The sequence below is a fragment of the Isoptericola variabilis genome (genome assembly GCF_050311655.1).
GTDB lineage: Bacteria > Actinomycetota > Actinomycetes > Actinomycetales > Cellulomonadaceae > Isoptericola > Isoptericola variabilis.
This window is the reverse complement of record NZ_JBNOZM010000005.1, coordinates 279758-296031: the sequence shown is the minus strand read 5'-3', so window position 1 is coordinate 296031 and position 16274 is coordinate 279758. Positions and strand designations below refer to the sequence as shown.

Below are 16274 nucleotides of genomic sequence, written 5' to 3'. Positions count from 1 at the left end.
GGAGCACGCGAGGACCCACCCTCGGACCGATGTTCGCGGGCCGGGCGCTCCGTAGCGTCGGTGGTGTCCTGGCCGAGGGTTCTGCGGAGCTCCCGGCCTCCATCCCGAGACACCGGAGAGCTTCCGTGGACACGACCGTGTACGTCCCGATCCCCGACGAGGGCACCGCCGCCCGACCGACCGTCACCCCGGCCGTGCGGGCCCGCGCCCTGACCAAGACGTACGGCCGCGGCGAGGCGCAGGTGCGCGCGCTGGACGGCGTCGACGTCGACTTCACGGCCGGCCGCTTCACCGCGATCATGGGCCCGTCCGGCTCGGGCAAGTCGACCCTCATGCACCTGCTCGCCGGCCTGGACTCGGCCACGAGCGGGCAGTCGTTCATCGGCTCCACCGAGGTGACCGGCCTGAACGACAAGGCGCTCACCGCACTGCGCCGTACCCGCGTGGGCTTCGTGTTCCAGCAGTTCAACCTGCTGCCGATGTTCACCGCGGAGCAGAACATCACGCTGCCCGTCGAGCTCGCGGGCGGCACCGTCGACAAGCAGTGGCTCGGCACCCTCGTCGACACGCTCGGCCTGAGCAAGCGGCTCACCCACCGCCCGAGCGAGCTGTCCGGCGGCCAGCAGCAGCGCGTCGCCATCGCGCGCGCCCTCATCGCCCAGCCCGACGTCGTGTTCGCGGACGAGCCGACCGGCAACCTCGACTCCCGCTCGGGCGCGGAGGTGCTGAGCTTCCTGCGCCGCTCGGTGCGCGAGCTCGGCCGCACGATCATCATGGTCACCCACGACCCGGCGGCCGCCGCGTACGCCGACCGCGTCGTCCTCATCGCCGACGGCAAGATCGCGGGCGACATCTCCGACCCGACGCCCGAGTCGGCCCTCGCCGGCCTCGACGCGCTGCGGACGGTGGCCACGCGATGATCCGCCTCACCCTGTCGCAGATGCGGCGCAGCGCCGGCCGGCTCGCCGCCGCGGGCGTCGCGATCGTCATCGGCACCGCGTTCGTCGCGATCACGCTCCTCGCGGGCAACGTCATCACCCGCACCACCTACGACTCGATCGCAGCCCAGTTCACGGGCGCCGACCTGGTGGTCCGCGGCGTCCCCGCGGACGACGCCGCCCTGGACGCGGTGCGCGGCGCCGACGGCGTCGCCACGGCCGACGAGCAGCTCATGACGTACCAGCAGCTCGAGTCCGGCGGCCGCACCATCTACCAGGGCGTGCTGGCCGAGCCCACGGACACGAGCGTGCTGCCGCTCGAGGTCGCCGAGGGCGCGCTCCCCGAGGCCTCGGGCGAGATCGCGCTGCCGGTGGACGTCGCGGAGCGCCTGGACGCCGCCCCGGGCGACGAGATCACCCTCGTGCGCAACGTCCTCGAGGGGAACCAGGAGTCCGAGGAGGACGCCTGGACCGAGGTCCGCGAGCAGCTGACCGTGAGCGGCACGCTCACCGACCCGTACGGCGCGTACTCGATGCAGGGCGGCGCCGCCGTCGCCCCGGCGGCGGACGTCGCCGGCTGGGAGGCCGACCTGGCCGCGCCGAGCGAGGAGTCCCTCGACCCCGCGACCCTGCTCGTCACGCTGGACGACGGCGCCGACGTCGAGGCGGCCCGCACGGCGATCACCGGCGCGCTGACCAACGCGGCCGCGGCCGCGGGCACGGACACGACCGACCTCAAGGTCGTGACCCCCGAGGAGCACGCCGAGGCGGTCGCCGCCTCCATGACCGGCGGCGAGAACGTCATGTTCACCCTGTTCGTGCTCGTCTTCGCGGCCGTCGCGCTGCTCGTCGCCGCGCTCGTCATCGCGAACACCTTCCAGGTGCTCGTCGCCCAGCGCACCCGCACCCTCGCGCTGCTGCGCTGCGTCGGCGCGGACAAGGGCCAGCTGCGCCGTTCGGTGCTGTTCGAGGCGGCGTTCCTGGGCCTGCTCTCCTCCGTCGTGGGCCTGCTCGCGGGCGTCGGCCTGGGGCAGGCGGCGCTCACGATCGGCCGGGGCATGGACCTGGGCGTCCCGCTGCCCGCGACCGTCGACATCACGCCGGCCGTCGTGCTGATCCCGCTGGTCGTGGGCACCCTCGTGACCCTCGTGGCCGCGCTCGCCCCGGCCCGTGCCGCGACCCGCGTCGCGCCGCTCGAGGCCCTGCGCCCCTCCGACGCGCCGTCGGCGGCCCGTGGCGCCGGCCGCGTGCGCCTGGTGCTGTCGATCCTCGTGTCCGTGATCGGCTTCGCCCTGCTGGGCGGCGGCGTCGTGCTGAGCACGGCGGCCGGCGAGCCGACCACCGGCCTCCTGGTCGGCGTCGCGGGCGGCGTCCTGTCGTTCGTCGGCGTCCTCGTGGGCGCGGTGTTCTGGCTGCCCCGCGTGGTGGCGCTCGCCGGCCGCATGGTCGGCGCCTCCGGCCCGACGGCGCGCCTCGCGGCCGCGAACACGCTGCGCAACCCGCGCCGCACCGCGGCGACGTCGACGGCGCTGCTCATCGGCGTCACCCTCGTCGGGATGATGTCGACGGGCGCCGCCAGCGCGCGCGTCACGATGGACTCCGAGCTGGACTCCCGGTACCCGGTGGACGTCACCGTCTCGACCGACCTGTCGAGCGACGCCGCGAGCGTCGCGGCCGGCGACGCCGCGGTGACGCCGGTCCCGCCGGCGCTCGCCGGCACCGTGGGCGACGTCGCCGGCGTCTCGCGCGTCGTCGAGACGCCCGCCACGGCCGCCACGATCGCAGGCGACGGCGTCGACGAGGGCCTCGCCCTCACGGTCCGGGGCGTGACGCCGGACGACGCGGCGTCGGTGATGCGCAGCACGGAGATGGTCGAGCCGCTCGCGAAGGGCACGGCCGTCGTGCCGGAAGACGTCGCCGACGTCTGGGGCATCGACGACGGGCAGCGGCTCACCCTCACCGGCCCGGACGGCACGCTCGACGTGACGGCCGCGGTCACCGACCTGGCGGACGGCGCGCTCGTGGTGGTGCCGGACGACCTCGCCTCGCTCGACCCGGACGCCCCGGTGACCAGCCTCTGGGTGGGTCTCGACGACCCGACCGACGCCGCCGCCGTCGTCCCGTCCATCCAGGACGCGGTGGCCGACACCGAGGCCCCGGCCGACGTGATGGGCGCGGCGGTGGAGCGCGCCGGCTTCCAGCAGGTGATCGACACCGCGCTGGGGATCGTCGTGGGGCTGCTGGCCGCGGCGGTCGTGATCGCGCTGATCGGCGTGGCGAACACGCTGTCGCTGTCGGTCATCGAGCGGCGCCGGGAGTCCGCGACCCTGCGGGCGATCGGCCTGTCGAAGGGCCAGCTGCGCGGCATGCTCGCCGTCGAGGGCCTGCTCATCGCGCTGGTGGGCGCCGTCCTGGGCGTGCTGCTCGGTCTGGTCTACGGCTGGGCGGGTGCCGCGGCGGCGCTCGGTTGGGCGGGCAGCCCGGTCATCGTGGTCCCGTGGCGCGACGTGCTCGTGATGCTCGTCGTGGCCGCCGTCGCCGGGCTGGTGGCGTCCGTCGCCCCCGCCCGCACCGCGGTGAAGACCTCCCCGGTGGAGGCGCTGGCGAGCGAGTAGCGGGAGTTGTCCACAGGCCGTCCGCGACGGCCGTCCCGGGCGGGCACCCTGGGGGTCATGACGACCTCCTCGGTGCCCGCCCTCGTCGTCCCCCGGCCCGCCCTCAGCAGGGCGCGGGCCGACGACGTCCGCGTCACCGTGCGCCCCGGCGAGGACGTGCTGCTGCCCGCGGGCCTGCCCTTCGGCGCGTGCCGGGCGGGGCTCGCCGACCTCCTGCGCCGGCCCGAGCTGCGGCACGCCCCGCTGCACGCCGGCGGCGTACAGGTGTCCGACGACGACGTGGTCGGGTGCCGCCCCCTCCTGCCCGGCGCCGTGCTCGCCCTGGCCGAGGACGCCGGCGGCCGGGGTACGGACGGCCCGCCCGTCCTGGAGGGCCCGTGGCTCGCCGCCCGCGCCGACGGACCGGCGGCGGGGGCGACCGTCGCCCTCTCCCCCGGCGCACCGAGCGTGCTTCCCGACGACGCCGGTGCGCCGCCCGGGGGCGACGTCGTGGTGCGCGTGGACCCGCGCCGGCCGGACCGCGTCACCGTGCGGCTCCGCGCCCGCGCCCGCGACCGTGCGGCGGCGCGCGGCGCGGGGCTCGTCCGCACAGCCGGCGGGCCGGGGCCGCGTCCGACGGCACGGCTCGTGCGCCCGCCCGACCAGGCGCGACGACGCCCCCGGACCGTGGGCCGGCTGCCGCGGCGCTGGCGCCCGGGCACCACGCTCGAGGTGCGCGGGGCTCGCTCCTGGACGCTGCACCGCTCGGGGACGGTGGCGACCTGGCTCGACGCCGGCCCCGGCCGCGCCGAGGACGTCGGGGCGTCGGCGTCCGGGCCGGGCACCGGGACGATCGCCACCGCCGCGCTGCCCGTCGTCGGCTCGCTCGTGGTCGCCGCGGTGCTGCGGCAGCCGGCCTACGCGCTGTTCTCCCTGCTCGGGGTCGCGGCCCTGGTGCCCCAGCTCGTCGCCGCGCGGCGTCGCCGCCGCGCAGCTCCCTCCCCGACCACGGAACCCGGCGGCTCGGGCACGACGACCGCGCCGGCCCGTGCGCGCGACGTCGGCGACGCACCCGGCCCGCTCCTCGCCCGGCTGGTCGCGGCGCACCAGGCGTCGGACGGCGCGTGGGCCGCGGCCTGCGAGCGGGCCGCGGCGGCGGCGCGCACCGCCGGAGCCCCCGTCGTCTCCGCGCACCCACGACGCACGGGCCGCGGCGCTGACGGCTCGCCGGGAGCAGGCTCGGCCGACGAGCAAGGCTCCGCGATCGCCCGCACCATCGGCGCCCTGCTGCCCGACGGTGCGGTCGCCGTCACGGGGCCCCGCGCGGAGACGCTCGCCGCCGCCCGCTCGATGGTGGTCGAGCTGGCGGCGGCCGGCGCGTCGGTCGAGGTCGTGGGCGCGGTCGAGGCCTGGTCGTGGAGCCGTTGGCTGCCGTCCGCCGGGCCGCCGGTGCTCGTCGTCGACTCCCCGGACGCCGCCGACGTCGGGCGGGCGTCGGTCCGACGCGCCGACGTCCTGGCGCGCGGGGGTGCCGTCCTGCTCTGCCTGCCCGACGGCGCGCCCGTGCCGTCGTGGTGCCGCACGACGTGGCGGGTCCGCGGGGGCAGGGTGCGGCGGGCCGCGCCGGACGGCTCGGCGGCGACCGGGCCGCTCGTCGGCGTGGACGCCGCCTGGGCGGATCGGGCCGCACGGCTCGTCGCGGGGCTCGCGGGGCTGCGGCGTTCGCTGGGCGCGCTGGACGCGGCCGGGGGCCCGGACGACGCGACGCGGCCGGGCGACGACGGCGACCCGACGGACCCCCGCATGCCGGCCGCCGTCCCGCTCGTCGAGCTGCTGGCGGACGGCCGGGACGACCGGCCAGCCGACCGGCACGCCGATCGTCAGGGTCCGGGGGCCGCCTGGGACGCCGCCACCGGCTGGGTGGCGCCCCTCGGCCGCGACGCCCGCGGCCGCCCCGTGACCTTCGACCTGGTGGCGGACGGGCCGCACCTGCTGGTGGCCGGCACCACCGGGGCGGGGAAGTCCGAGCTGCTGCAGTCCCTCGTGCTCGGGCTCGCCGCCCGGCGGTCCCCGCGGGACCTCGCGCTGGCCCTCGTCGACTTCAAGGGTGGCGCGTCGTTCGGCGCGTGCGGGCGGCTGCCGCACGTCGTCGGCCAGGTCACCGACCTCGACCCCGGGCTGGCGGGCCGTGCCCTGGCCGGGCTCCGGGCGGAGCTGCGCCGCCGCGAGCACGTCCTCGCCCGGCACGGGGTCGCCGACCTCGCCGCCCTGCCGCCGGGTTCCGCCGACGCGCCACCCCGGCTGGTCGTGGTGGTGGACGAGTTCCGCGCCCTCGCCGACGACCTCCCCGACTTCCTGCCCGGCCTGCTGCGGGTGGCGGCGCAGGGACGTTCCCTCGGCGTGCACCTGGTGCTCGCCACGCAGCGGCCCGCGGGTGCCGTGAGCGCCGACGTGCGGGCCAACGTCTCGGCGCGGCTCGCCCTGCGGGTCGTGGACGCCGCGGACTCGCTCGACGTGCTCGAGACGCCCGCGGCCGCCCGGATCCCGCCGGGCGTGCCGGGACGCGCCGTCCTGCGTCGCGGTGCCGAGGCCCCGGTGGCGCTCCAGTGCGCCCACGCCGCGGGTCGTCCCGCGGCGGCCGAGGACCGGGTGCGCCGGGCCCCCGCCTGGGGGACGCCGCCTCCGGCCGCTCCGCCGGTTCCCGGCCCGCACGAGCGGCGGGCCGACGACGCGGAGCCCAGGAGCCTGGTCGACACGCTCGTGGACGCCTGCGTGGACGCCGCCGCCGAGCGCGGCCTGCGCCCCGGGCCCGCGCCGTGGCTGCCGCCCCTGCCCGAGCGGGCCGGCCCGGAGGACCTCCTCGAGGTCGACGACTCACCGGGCCTCCCCCTCGCGCTGGGCGACGACCCCGACCACCAGCGCCGCACGGGCGTGCGCTGGGACCCTCGGACCGGGCATCTGGGCGTCGTGGGCCGGGCCCGCTCCGGCCGGACGACGGCCCTGCTGACGCTCGCGGTGGCAGCCCTCGACCAGGGCTGGCACGTCCACGTGCTGGCGCCCGGGGCGGCGCTGCCCCGGTTTGCGACGCTCGAGCATCATCCGAGCCTCGGCACCCTCGCCGGCCCCGCGTCGCCGCGCCGGGCGGCGCGCCTGCTCCGCCTGCTCGCGGCGCAGGCACCCGCGCGGACGCTCGTCGTCGTCGACGGCGTCGACGAGCTGCGCGCCGCGCTCGCCGGCGCGGACCCCTGGGATCCCCTGGTCCGCGCGCTGGCCGCCCCCGGCGTGGCCTTCGCGCTCGCGGCGGACGGCGCGACGCTCGGCGGGCTCGCGTCCCGGGTCGGTCCACGCCTGGTGCTGCTGAGCAGCGAGCCCCACGCGGACGTGCTCCTCGGTGCGCCCTCGGGGCTCGCCGGCCGTGGCGGTCCGGCGGGTCGTGCGGCGTGGCTCGCACGCGACCAGGTCGTGTGCCAGGTGCTGCTGCCGGGCGAGCCCGCCCTGCCCGATCCCGCCTCTGGCGGGCGTGGGGTTCGGCGGGACGCCGCAGGGCCCGCACGGGTCCGACCGCTGCCCACCGTCGTCGACGAGGTCGATCTTGCCCCGGCACCGCGCGAGCCCCGCCATCTCGCCCTCGCCTCACCGGACGACGGCGCCGGGAGTGACGGCGCGACCCTGCAGGTCGTGGTCGGGATCGGGGGCGACGCCGCGCTCCCGGTGGCGCTGGACGTCGGGGAGGGCGCCCTCGTCACCGGGCCACGGGCCAGCGGACGCACCACGGTGCTCCGCGTCGTCGCCCGGGGTCTGGCGGGGAGGGGGCGGCTGGCGGGCGTCGTCTCGCGCGACCCCGCCCTCCGCAGGGACGCGGGCGACGCCCCCGCCACGACCCCGACGGCGTCGGGCCTGGCCCCGCTGCTCGACGCCCTGGCGGCGACCGGTCCCGGAGCGTCCGCGGACGGGCCGCCGAGCCACCCCGACGTCGCGGCCGACAGCCCTCGGGTGCTCGTCGTGGACGACCTGGACGCCCTCGCCCAGCAGCACCCGCTCGAGACGGAGCGGATCGCGGCCCTGACAGACGGGCCCGGACTCGTGCTCATGGCGTCGTCCGGCTCGACGGGGACGGCGCTGGCGCACCGGGGTGCGCTCGCGGACCTGCGGGCGCGGCGCACCGGCATCGTGCTGCACCCGGGCGAGCGCGGCGCCGACGACCTGCTGGGTGTGCCGCTCGCGGATGCCGTCGACCCGGGACCTGCCCGGGCGGGACGAGGGGCGCTCGTGCAGGCGGGGCGGGTACTGGCCGTGCAGGTGGCCCGGCCCGGGGTCGTCGCCCCGACCGGCACGGCCCCGACCGCCGGGGACTCAGCCGGACGTCGACTCGACGACGCGCCGCGTCATGACCGCGACGAGCACCGCCGCGGCGACGAGCAGCAGGCCGAGGCCCGCGAGCACCGCCCACAGCACGCCGGCGGTCAGCAGGCTGACGCCGACGAGACCCTGCATGATCTGCCAGACGACGATCGGCGCCCGGCCGCCGTGGCGCCCCGCCCACAGGGCGCGGCAGGAGCCGACGAGCAGCCAGGCGAGCCCGAGGAAGAAGAGCACGAGGAAGACGCTCACGGCTACGCTGTGAGAGGCGCCGCGGACGAGCTCGACCCCGATCATCAAGGCCGCGCCCACGAGGAGAGCGGCCTCGACCACGACGCCCGCGGCGACGACCTTGAGGCCCGGCGGGCGGGACCCCTCCCCATGGCCGTCGGGGCCGGACGAGGGGGTGACAGGAGCGCGCATGACACGTCAGAATACGTGCGACCTGCGGTTTCACGACAGTGTGATGAACCACTCACGCTTCATGCAGGAGAAACTTTCGCGTAACCCCTTGTGCGGCGCTTCACGAGGTGTGACGCTGGACGGCAGATCAACCCCCACCCACCGGACCCGGTTTGGCGCGCCCTCGCGCGCCCCTCTGACGGACCAGGTCCCCCTGCACCGAGGAGATGACATGGACTGGCGCCACAAGGCCGCCTGCCTCGACGAGGACCCTGAGCTCTTCTTCCCCATCGGCAACACCGGCCCCGCGCTCCTGCAGATCGAGGAGGCCAAGGCCGTGTGCCGTCGCTGCGACGTCGTGGACACGTGCCTGAAGTGGGCCATCGAGTCCGGCCAGGACGCCGGCGTCTGGGGCGGCATGAGCGAGGACGAGCGCCGCGCGCTCAAGCGCCGCACCGCGCGCGCCCGCCGCGCCGGCTGACGCCGCACCCCTCGTCAGACACCGGAGGGACGGACCGCCACGCGGTCCGTCCCTCCGTCCGTGTCCGGGGTGTCGCCCGTCAGTACCCGGCGCGCGCCGGCGGCTGACCGTCGCGCAGCTCCAGCTCCAGCACCACCTGGGTGCCGCCGCCGTCGCGCGCCTCCCAGTCGATGGTGCCACCCAGCTCGTTCGTCACCAGCGTCTGCACGATCTGCGAGCCCAGCCCGCTGCGCGAGGCACGCCCCAGCGTCGCGATGTCCTCGGGCATCCCCACGCCGTCGTCGGCGACGACGACGCGCATCGAGGCGCCGTCGCGCTGCACGTCGATCTCGACGTTGCCCGACTCGCGCCCGGGGAAGCCGTGCTCGACGGCGTTCGTGACCAGCTCGGTGAGCACCAGCGCCAGAGGCGTGGCGTCCTGCGCGGGCACCATGCCGAACGACCCGGTCTGGCGGGTGCGCACCTGCGTGCGCGTCGACGCGACGTCGGCGGCGAGCCGCAGCGCGCGGCTCAGCATGTCGTCGAGCTCTACGTGCTCGTCGAGCGTCTGCGACAGGGACTCGTGCACCATCGAGATGGTCGCGACCCGGCGCATCGCCTCCTCCAGCGCGGCCCGCGCCTCGGGCACGTCCATCCGCCGTGCCTGCAGCCGCAGCAGGGCGGCCACGGTGGCGAGGTTGTTCTTCACGCGGTGGTGGATCTCGCGGATGGTCGCGTCCTTGGTCATGAGCTCGCGTTCACGACGGCGCAGCTCGGACACGTCGCGGCACAGCAGCACCGCGCCGATGCGCTGCCCGTGGTCGGTGAGCGGCAGCGCGCGCAGCGACAGCGCCACGCCCTTGGCCTCGATGTCGGTGCGCCAGGGCGCGCGGCCCATGACGACCAGGGGCAGCGACTCGTCCACGGTGTCCTGGTGCTGGACGATGTCGGCGGTGACCTCCACGAGCGACTGCCCGACGAGCGGGCCGATCACGCCGAGTCGGTGGAAGCAGGACAGCGCGTTCGGGCTGGCGTAGAGCACCTCGCCCTCGGAGTTGAGCCGGATCAGCCCGTCGCCGACGCGCGGGGCGCCGCGGCGGGGCCCGGTCGCGGCGTTGGTGGCGGGGTACTCGCCGCGCGCGATCATCGCGAGGATGTCGTCGGCCGACTCCACGTAGTTGAGCTCGAGGCGGCTGGGCGTGCGGCCGGAGCCGAGGTTTGTCTGGCGCGCGACGACGGCGATCGGCCGCCCGTCGTGCACCACCGGGACCGCCTCCTCGCGGACGGCGTAGGCGCCGAACCAGCGCGGCTCGCGGGACCGCTGCGCGCGGACCTCCGTCATGGCCGCCGTGAGCTGCGGACGCTGCCCGTCGGGCGCGAACGACCCGACGATGTCGTCGTAGTGCACGGTCGCCCCGGTGGACGGGCGGCACTGGGCGAGGGCGACGAACCCGCCGTCGGACGTGGGGAGCCACAGCACCAGGTCGGCGAAGGCGAGGTCTGACACGAGCTGCCAGTCGCCCACGAGGAGGTGCAGCCACTCGGCATCTGCGTCGGAGAGGTCGGCGTTCTGGGCGATGAGGTCACTCATGGCGGACACGCCCACCAGCCTACGGGCGCTCCCGCCCCGCGCCCGCGTCGGTAGGGTGACCTCGTGCACCTGACCGTGGAGCTGACGTACGCCGCGGACGCGGACGCCGTCGTCGCGATGCTCGCCGACGAGTCGTTCATCCGCTGGCGTGCGCTGCGCGGCCCGGGCGGCCGCGTCGAGCAGGCGGACGTGACCGGCAGCCCCGCCGACGGCTTCACCATCGCCGTGCGGCGCACCCTGCCCACCGACCTCATCCCCGCGCAGGTACGACCGTTCGTCGGCGACGAGCTGGAGGTCCGGCAGGCGGAGGTGTGGGAGGCACCGTCGGGCGACCGGCGCACCGGGACCATCGCCGTCGAGATCGCCGGCGCGCCCGTGCGCGTGACCGGCACGGTGCGCCTGGAGCCGACGGCCGACGGCGGCACCCGCCAGGTGTACGACGGCGAGGTCCGCGCGACGGTGCCGCTGTTCGGCGCCGCCGTGGCCGAGGCCGCCGCCCGGGCCGTCCGGTCGACCCTCGAGGCCGAGGGCGCGGCCGGCCAGGAGTGGCTCTCGGCGCCGCCGACGCGGGGTGAAGACCGGTAACGATCCGGACACGCGCCCGAGGCCCAGGCCTCTGACCTGCGACGACGTCGCCCTCTTCGTCACAGAACGGCATCGGCGCCCTCGACGGGCTTGACTTTCGTCACCACCGACGGCCAGCATCATGACCTGGTTGTGGGAGCGCTACCACGATGGAGGTGGGAGCGCTACCATCCCACTCTCTCGCATGCCCGACCCAGACAAGGGAGTCACCGTGCTCAGCAGCACCCGACCCACCCGCCGGACCCGCCGCGTCGTCGCGGCGACCGCCGGCGTCGCGACCCTCGCCCTCGCCCTGACCGCCTGCGGCGGTTCGGACGACGGCGGGGAGGACACCGCCTCCGGTGACGAGAAGATCACCCTGACCGTCGCCACCTTCAACCAGTTCGGCTACACGGACGAGCTCCTCGCCTCCTACACGGAGGACCACCCGAACGTCACCGTGAAGCAGGTCACCGCGGCGACCTCCGAGGACGCCCGCAACAACCTCACGACCAAGCTCGCCGCCGGTGGCGAGGGTCTTGCCGACATCGAGGCCATCGAGGTCGACTGGCTCCCCGAGCTCATGCAGTACCCCGACCTGTTCGTGGACCTGACCGACCCCGCGCTCGACGGCCGCTGGGTGGACTGGAAGGTGCAGCAGGCCACCACGCCCGAGGGCCAGCTCCTCGGGTACGGCACCGACATCGGCCCGGAGGCCATCTGCTACCGCGCCGACCTGTTCGAGAAGGCCGGCCTGCCGACCGACCGCGAGAAGGTCGCGGAGTTCCTCGGCGGCGAGGACGCGACGTGGGACGACTACTTCGAGGCGGGCAAGAAGTTCGTCGCCAAGTCGGACTCCGCCTGGTTCGACGGCGCCGTGCCGACGTACCAGGGCATGGTGAACCAGCTCGAGGGCGCCTACGAGGACCCGTCGACCGGCGAGCCCAAGGACCTCAAGACCAACCAGGACATCAAGGACCTGTACGACCAGGTCCTGACCGCGTCCGTGGACGACGACCTGTCCGCCGGCCTCGAGCAGTGGGGCGACGACTGGACGGCCGGCTTCCAGAACAACGCCTGGGCCACCATGCTGTGCCCGCCGTGGATGACCGCGTCCATCGAGCAGAACGCCGGTGGCGTCGAGGGTTGGGACGTCGCCGACGTCTTCCCCGGCGGCGGCGGCAACTGGGGCGGCTCGTTCCTCACCGTCCCGGCGTCGGGCGAGAACACCGACGCCGCCAAGGAGCTCGCGGCCTGGCTGACCTCGCCGGAGATCCAGACCAAGGCCTACGAGAACGCCAACACGTTCCCGTCGCAGCTCGACGCCCAGGCCTCGGACGCCGTGCAGGACTCGACGAACGACTTCTTCAACGACGCCCCGGTCGGCCCGATCTTCTCGGCCCGCGCCCAGGCGATCGAGGGTGCCCCGTTCAAGGGCAAGAACTACTTCGCCATCCACCAGGCGGTGCAGAACGCGCTGAACCGCGTGGACCTCAACGGTGACGACCCGGAGAAGAGCTGGCAGGGCGCCCTCGACGAGTACGCCTCGCTCGGGCTCTGATCGCCTGACCAGTCCCTGACCTCGTCGGTGGGCCGGTGCCGCACGGCGCCGGCCCACCGACGGCCGAACGGCGAGCACAGGAAGCAGCAGATGGCCGTCCTCTCCCCCACCCAGCCCACGCACCGGCGCGGCGACCCCGGGCAACGCCCCACCCGACGCGTCGGTTTCTCCCAGCGGCTCGGCCGCTGGGACGTGAAGGTCTCCCCCTACCTGTACATCTCGCCGTTCTTCATCCTCTTCGCGATCACCGGCCTGTTCCCCCTCGGGTACACGGCGTTCGTGTCGCTGCACGAGTGGAACCTCCTCGGCGGCCAGGGCGACTTCGTCGGACTCGAGAACTACAGCGCGGTCCTTGCCCAGCCGGTCTTCTGGAAGTCCCTGGTCAACACGTTCTCGATCTTCGTCTTCTCCAGCGTCCCGCAGGTGATCCTCGCGATCACGATCGCCGCCCTGCTGGACCAGAACCTCCGCGCCGCCACCTTCTGGCGCATGGGCGTCCTGATCCCCTACGTCGTGGCCCCCGTCGCGGTCTCCATGATCTTCGGGCGCCTGTTCGCCGACGACTACGGCCTCATCAACGAGCTGCTCGGGCTCGTCGGCGTCGACCCGGTCGGCTGGCACAGCGAGCGGATCCCCAGCCACATCGCGATCGCCACGATGGTCAACTTCCGCTGGACCGGCTACAACGCGCTGATCTTCCTCGCCGCGATGCAGGCGGTGCCGCGCGAGCTCTACGAGGCGGCCGTCATCGACGGCGCCGGCCGCGCGCGCCAGTTCTTCTCGATCACCGTGCCGCAGATCCGCGCCACCATCATCTTCGTCGTCATCACCTCGACGATCGGCGGCCTGCAGATCTTCGACGAGGTGCGGATGTACGACACCTACGGGCTCGGTGGGCCCGACAAGGACTGGATGACCACCGTCGTCTATCTGTACGACGTCGCGTGGGGCAACCAGAAGAACTTCGGGCGGGCGTCCGCCGTCGCCTGGCTCCTGTTCCTCCTGATCGTCGTCATCGGCCTGATCAACTTCCTCATCACGCAGCGCATCGCGACCTCCGGCCCGAAGTCCCCCAAGGTGAGGCGGCGCCACACCCGCGCCCTCCTCGCCGAGGCACGCAGCGCCGCCGCGGCCGGCGACACGCCCCACCCGCAGGCCCGCGCGGCGGCGGGACCGCCACCGCCGCCCACGTTCCCGCCGACCACCTCGACCGACCACCGGGAGGACCGCCGATGAGCTCCGTCGCCGTCACCGCCCAGACCGCCGGCCGGGGCGCGGCCCGCGCCGCGGCCAAGCGCCGGAACCGCGGCTCGCGCGCCACGCGCAGCGCGCAGCGCCGGCCCGGCTGGCTCACCTACACGCTGCTCGGGATCACGCTGCTGATCTCGATCTTCCCGCTGTACTTCACGCTCCTGCTCGGCTCGTCCGACCCGACGACGATCGCGCAGAACGCCGTTCCGCAGTGGCTGCCGGACGCGAGCCTCTTCCAGCAGTTCGCCGAGGTGATCTCCTCCACGCGGATCAACTTCTGGAAGGCCCTCACCAACTCGGTGATCATCGCCGTGGTCACGTCCGCCGCGGTGGTGCTGTTCTCCACGCTCGCCGGCTACTCCTTCGCGAAGCTCCGGTTCCGCGGGCGCGGCCCGCTGCTGGTGTTCGTCATCGCCACGATGGCCGTGCCCACCCAGCTGGGCGTGATCCCGATGTACATCCTCATGTCCGACCTGGACTGGATCGGCAAGCTCCAGGCGGTCATCGTGCCGGGTCTCGTCACCGCGTTCGGCGTCTTCTGGATGACGCAGTACCTCTCCGAGGCGCTGCCGTACGAGCTCATCGAGGCGGCGCGCGTGGACGGGGCCTCGATGATCCGGACGTTCTGGTCGGTGGCCCTGCCGGCCGCACGACCGGCGGCGGCCATGCTCGGCCTGTTCACCTTCGTGCAGCAGTGGACCAACTTCTTCTGGCCGTCGATCGTGCTGAACAGCGAGAATCCCACGCTGCCCCTCGTGGTCCGGTCCCTGCAGGCGAACTTCTTCACCGACTACTCGCTCGTGATGGGCGGCATCTTCCTCGTGACGCTGCCGCTGCTGGTGATCTTCGCCTTCGTCGGCAAGCAGCTCGTCGCGGGCATCATGGCCGGCGCCGTCAAGGGCTGACCCGGTCACCGAGGCTGACGTCACGCCCTCGCAGCCGCGCCGTCGCGCGGCTGCGGGGGCCCACCACCGATGGAAAGATCCGAATTCATGACCCTCCCCACCCCCGGCGCGCGCCGGGCGGCCCCCGGCACGACCGTGCCGTTCACCCCCAGCGCGCCTCTCACGAGCTCCCCGCACGCCACCGGGGCCGTCACGTTCCCCGACGGCTTCCTCTGGGGCACGGCCACGGCCGCCTTCCAGATCGAGGGCGCGTCCACGGAGGGCGGCCGCGAGGACTCGGTCTGGGACGCGTTCTGCCGCATCCCCGGCGCCGTCGTGAACGGCGACGACGGGTCCGTGGCCGACGACCACTACCACCGCTACCGCGAGGACGTGGCGCTCATGAAGCGCCTCAACCTCGACGCGTACCGGTTCTCGACGTCGTGGGCCCGCGTCATCCCCGACGGGAAGACGGTCAACCAGGAAGGGCTGGACTTCTACTCCCGCCTGGTCGACGAGCTGCTCGCCGCCGACGTGCTGCCCTGGCTCACGCTGTACCACTGGGACCTCCCGCAGGCGCTGGAGGAGCTGGGCGGCTGGCCGAACCGGGACACCGCGGCACGCTTCGTCGACTACGCCGTGACGATGCACGAGGCGCTCGGCGACCGGGTGAAGGTCTGGACGACGCTCAACGAGCCGTGGTGCTCCGCGTTCCTCGGCTACACCGCCGGCGCACACGCCCCGGGCCGCAAGTCGCCGGAGGACGGCCTCGCCGCGGCCCACCACCTCATGCTCGCCCACGGCGACGCGGTGCGGGTGCTGCGCGAGCGCGACCCGGAGGCCGTGCTCGGCCTCACGCTCAACTTCACCGTGTCCGACCCGGTCGATCCGACGGACCCGGCGGACGTCGACGTCGCGCGCCGCGACGACGGGATGTTCAACCGCTTCTTCCTCGACCCGATCCTGCGCGGCGCCTACCCGCAGGACCTGCTCGACGACGTCGCGCACCTCGGGTTCTCCGACGTCGTGCGCGAGGGCGACCTCGACGTGATCTCCACGCCGATCGACGTGCTCGGCGTCAACTACTACAACGGCGGCGCCGTCTCGGCCCGGCCGCAGGGCGCGGACGGCGAGACCCCCGCGGGCACAGCCGACCCGGGCGGCGAGCGCGTCGACGCGGCGGTGTGGGAGACCCGCTCCCCCAACCCGGTGCCCGACGGCATCTACCACCACAGCCGCGGCCTGCCCCTCACGGACATGGGCTGGGAGGTGCAGCCGGAGGGTCTCACCCGCCTGCTGACCCGGCTCCAGCGCGACTACACCGGCCCGCGCGGCACCTCGATGTACGTCACCGAGAACGGCGCCGCGTACCCCGACGTGGTGCAGGCCGACGGGAGCGTCGACGACCCGGACCGCCTCGCGTTCGTCGACGCGCACCTGCGCGCCGTCCGCGACGCGATCGACGCCGGCGCCGACGTGCGCGGCTACTTCGCCTGGTCGCTGCTCGACAACTTCGAGTGGGCCCTCGGCTACTCCAAGCGCTTCGGCCTGGTGCACGTGGACTACGGGACACAGGAGCGCACCGTGAAGTCGTCGGGGCGCTGGTACGCCGAGGTCGCCCGCACGGGCGTCGTCCCGGCACGTGACGGCTCGGACGCAGAGTAGTCTCC

General features: G+C 74.9%; 10 protein-coding genes. 9 read left to right on the top strand and 1 reads right to left on the bottom strand.

Translation table 11 applies throughout. From position 1 onward, the window contains the following. Positions 1–125 precede the first annotated feature (125 nt). The 4 genes from ACQP60_RS13525 (at position 126) to ACQP60_RS13510 (ending at position 8774) form a co-directional block, all read left to right on the top strand. Positions 126–920 (top strand): ABC transporter ATP-binding protein, encoded by a 795-nt coding sequence (locus ACQP60_RS13525; protein ID WP_429733444.1) that lies wholly within the window; start codon positions 126–128, stop codon positions 918–920. After that, positions 917–3553: an ABC transporter permease gene (locus tag ACQP60_RS13520; protein ID WP_429733441.1), complete on the top strand. Its 2637-nt coding sequence runs from the start codon at positions 917–919 to the stop codon at positions 3551–3553. Before ACQP60_RS13525 ends, ACQP60_RS13520 begins: the two co-directional genes overlap by 4 nt. 57 nt (positions 3554–3610) lie before the next feature. Further along, positions 3611–8398: an FtsK/SpoIIIE domain-containing protein gene (locus ACQP60_RS13515; protein ID WP_429733438.1), complete on the top strand. Its 4788-nt coding sequence runs from the start codon at positions 3611–3613 to the stop codon at positions 8396–8398. Between the two features lie 127 nt (positions 8399–8525). Beyond that, on the top strand, positions 8526–8774 hold the full coding sequence (locus ACQP60_RS13510; RefSeq protein WP_166849954.1) for a WhiB family transcriptional regulator: 249 nt from the start codon (positions 8526–8528) through the stop codon (positions 8772–8774). Between the two features lie 79 nt (positions 8775–8853). Here ACQP60_RS13510 and ACQP60_RS13505 read toward each other — a convergent pair whose 3' ends face one another. After that, positions 8854–10344, bottom strand: coding sequence for a sensor histidine kinase (locus ACQP60_RS13505; protein WP_429733636.1), 1491 nt, complete (start codon positions 10342–10344; stop codon positions 8854–8856). A 63-nt stretch (positions 10345–10407) separates the two neighbouring features. Between ACQP60_RS13505 and ACQP60_RS13500 the strand changes: the two genes are divergently transcribed. The 5 genes from ACQP60_RS13500 (at position 10408) to ACQP60_RS13480 (ending at position 16269) form a co-directional block, all read left to right on the top strand. Then, positions 10408–10929, top strand: coding sequence for a DUF2505 domain-containing protein (locus ACQP60_RS13500; protein WP_429733433.1), 522 nt, complete (start codon positions 10408–10410; stop codon positions 10927–10929). Between the two features lie 184 nt (positions 10930–11113). Further along, positions 11114–12469, top strand: a complete 1356-nt coding sequence (locus ACQP60_RS13495) for an ABC transporter substrate-binding protein (RefSeq protein ID WP_429733430.1) — start codon at positions 11114–11116, stop codon at positions 12467–12469. Positions 12470–12559: 90 nt separating this feature from the next. Then, a complete protein-coding gene (locus tag ACQP60_RS13490) occupies positions 12560–13705 on the top strand; it encodes a carbohydrate ABC transporter permease (protein ID WP_429733427.1) in 1146 nt (381 codons plus the stop codon). Further along, positions 13702–14625, top strand: coding sequence for a carbohydrate ABC transporter permease (locus tag ACQP60_RS13485; protein WP_429733424.1), 924 nt, complete (start codon positions 13702–13704; stop codon positions 14623–14625). The genes ACQP60_RS13490 and ACQP60_RS13485 overlap by 4 nt, the downstream gene beginning before the upstream one ends. 87 nt (positions 14626–14712) lie before the next feature. Further along, positions 14713–16269 (top strand): glycoside hydrolase family 1 protein, encoded by a 1557-nt coding sequence (locus tag ACQP60_RS13480; protein ID WP_429733421.1) that lies wholly within the window; start codon positions 14713–14715, stop codon positions 16267–16269. Positions 16270–16274 lie beyond the last annotated feature (5 nt).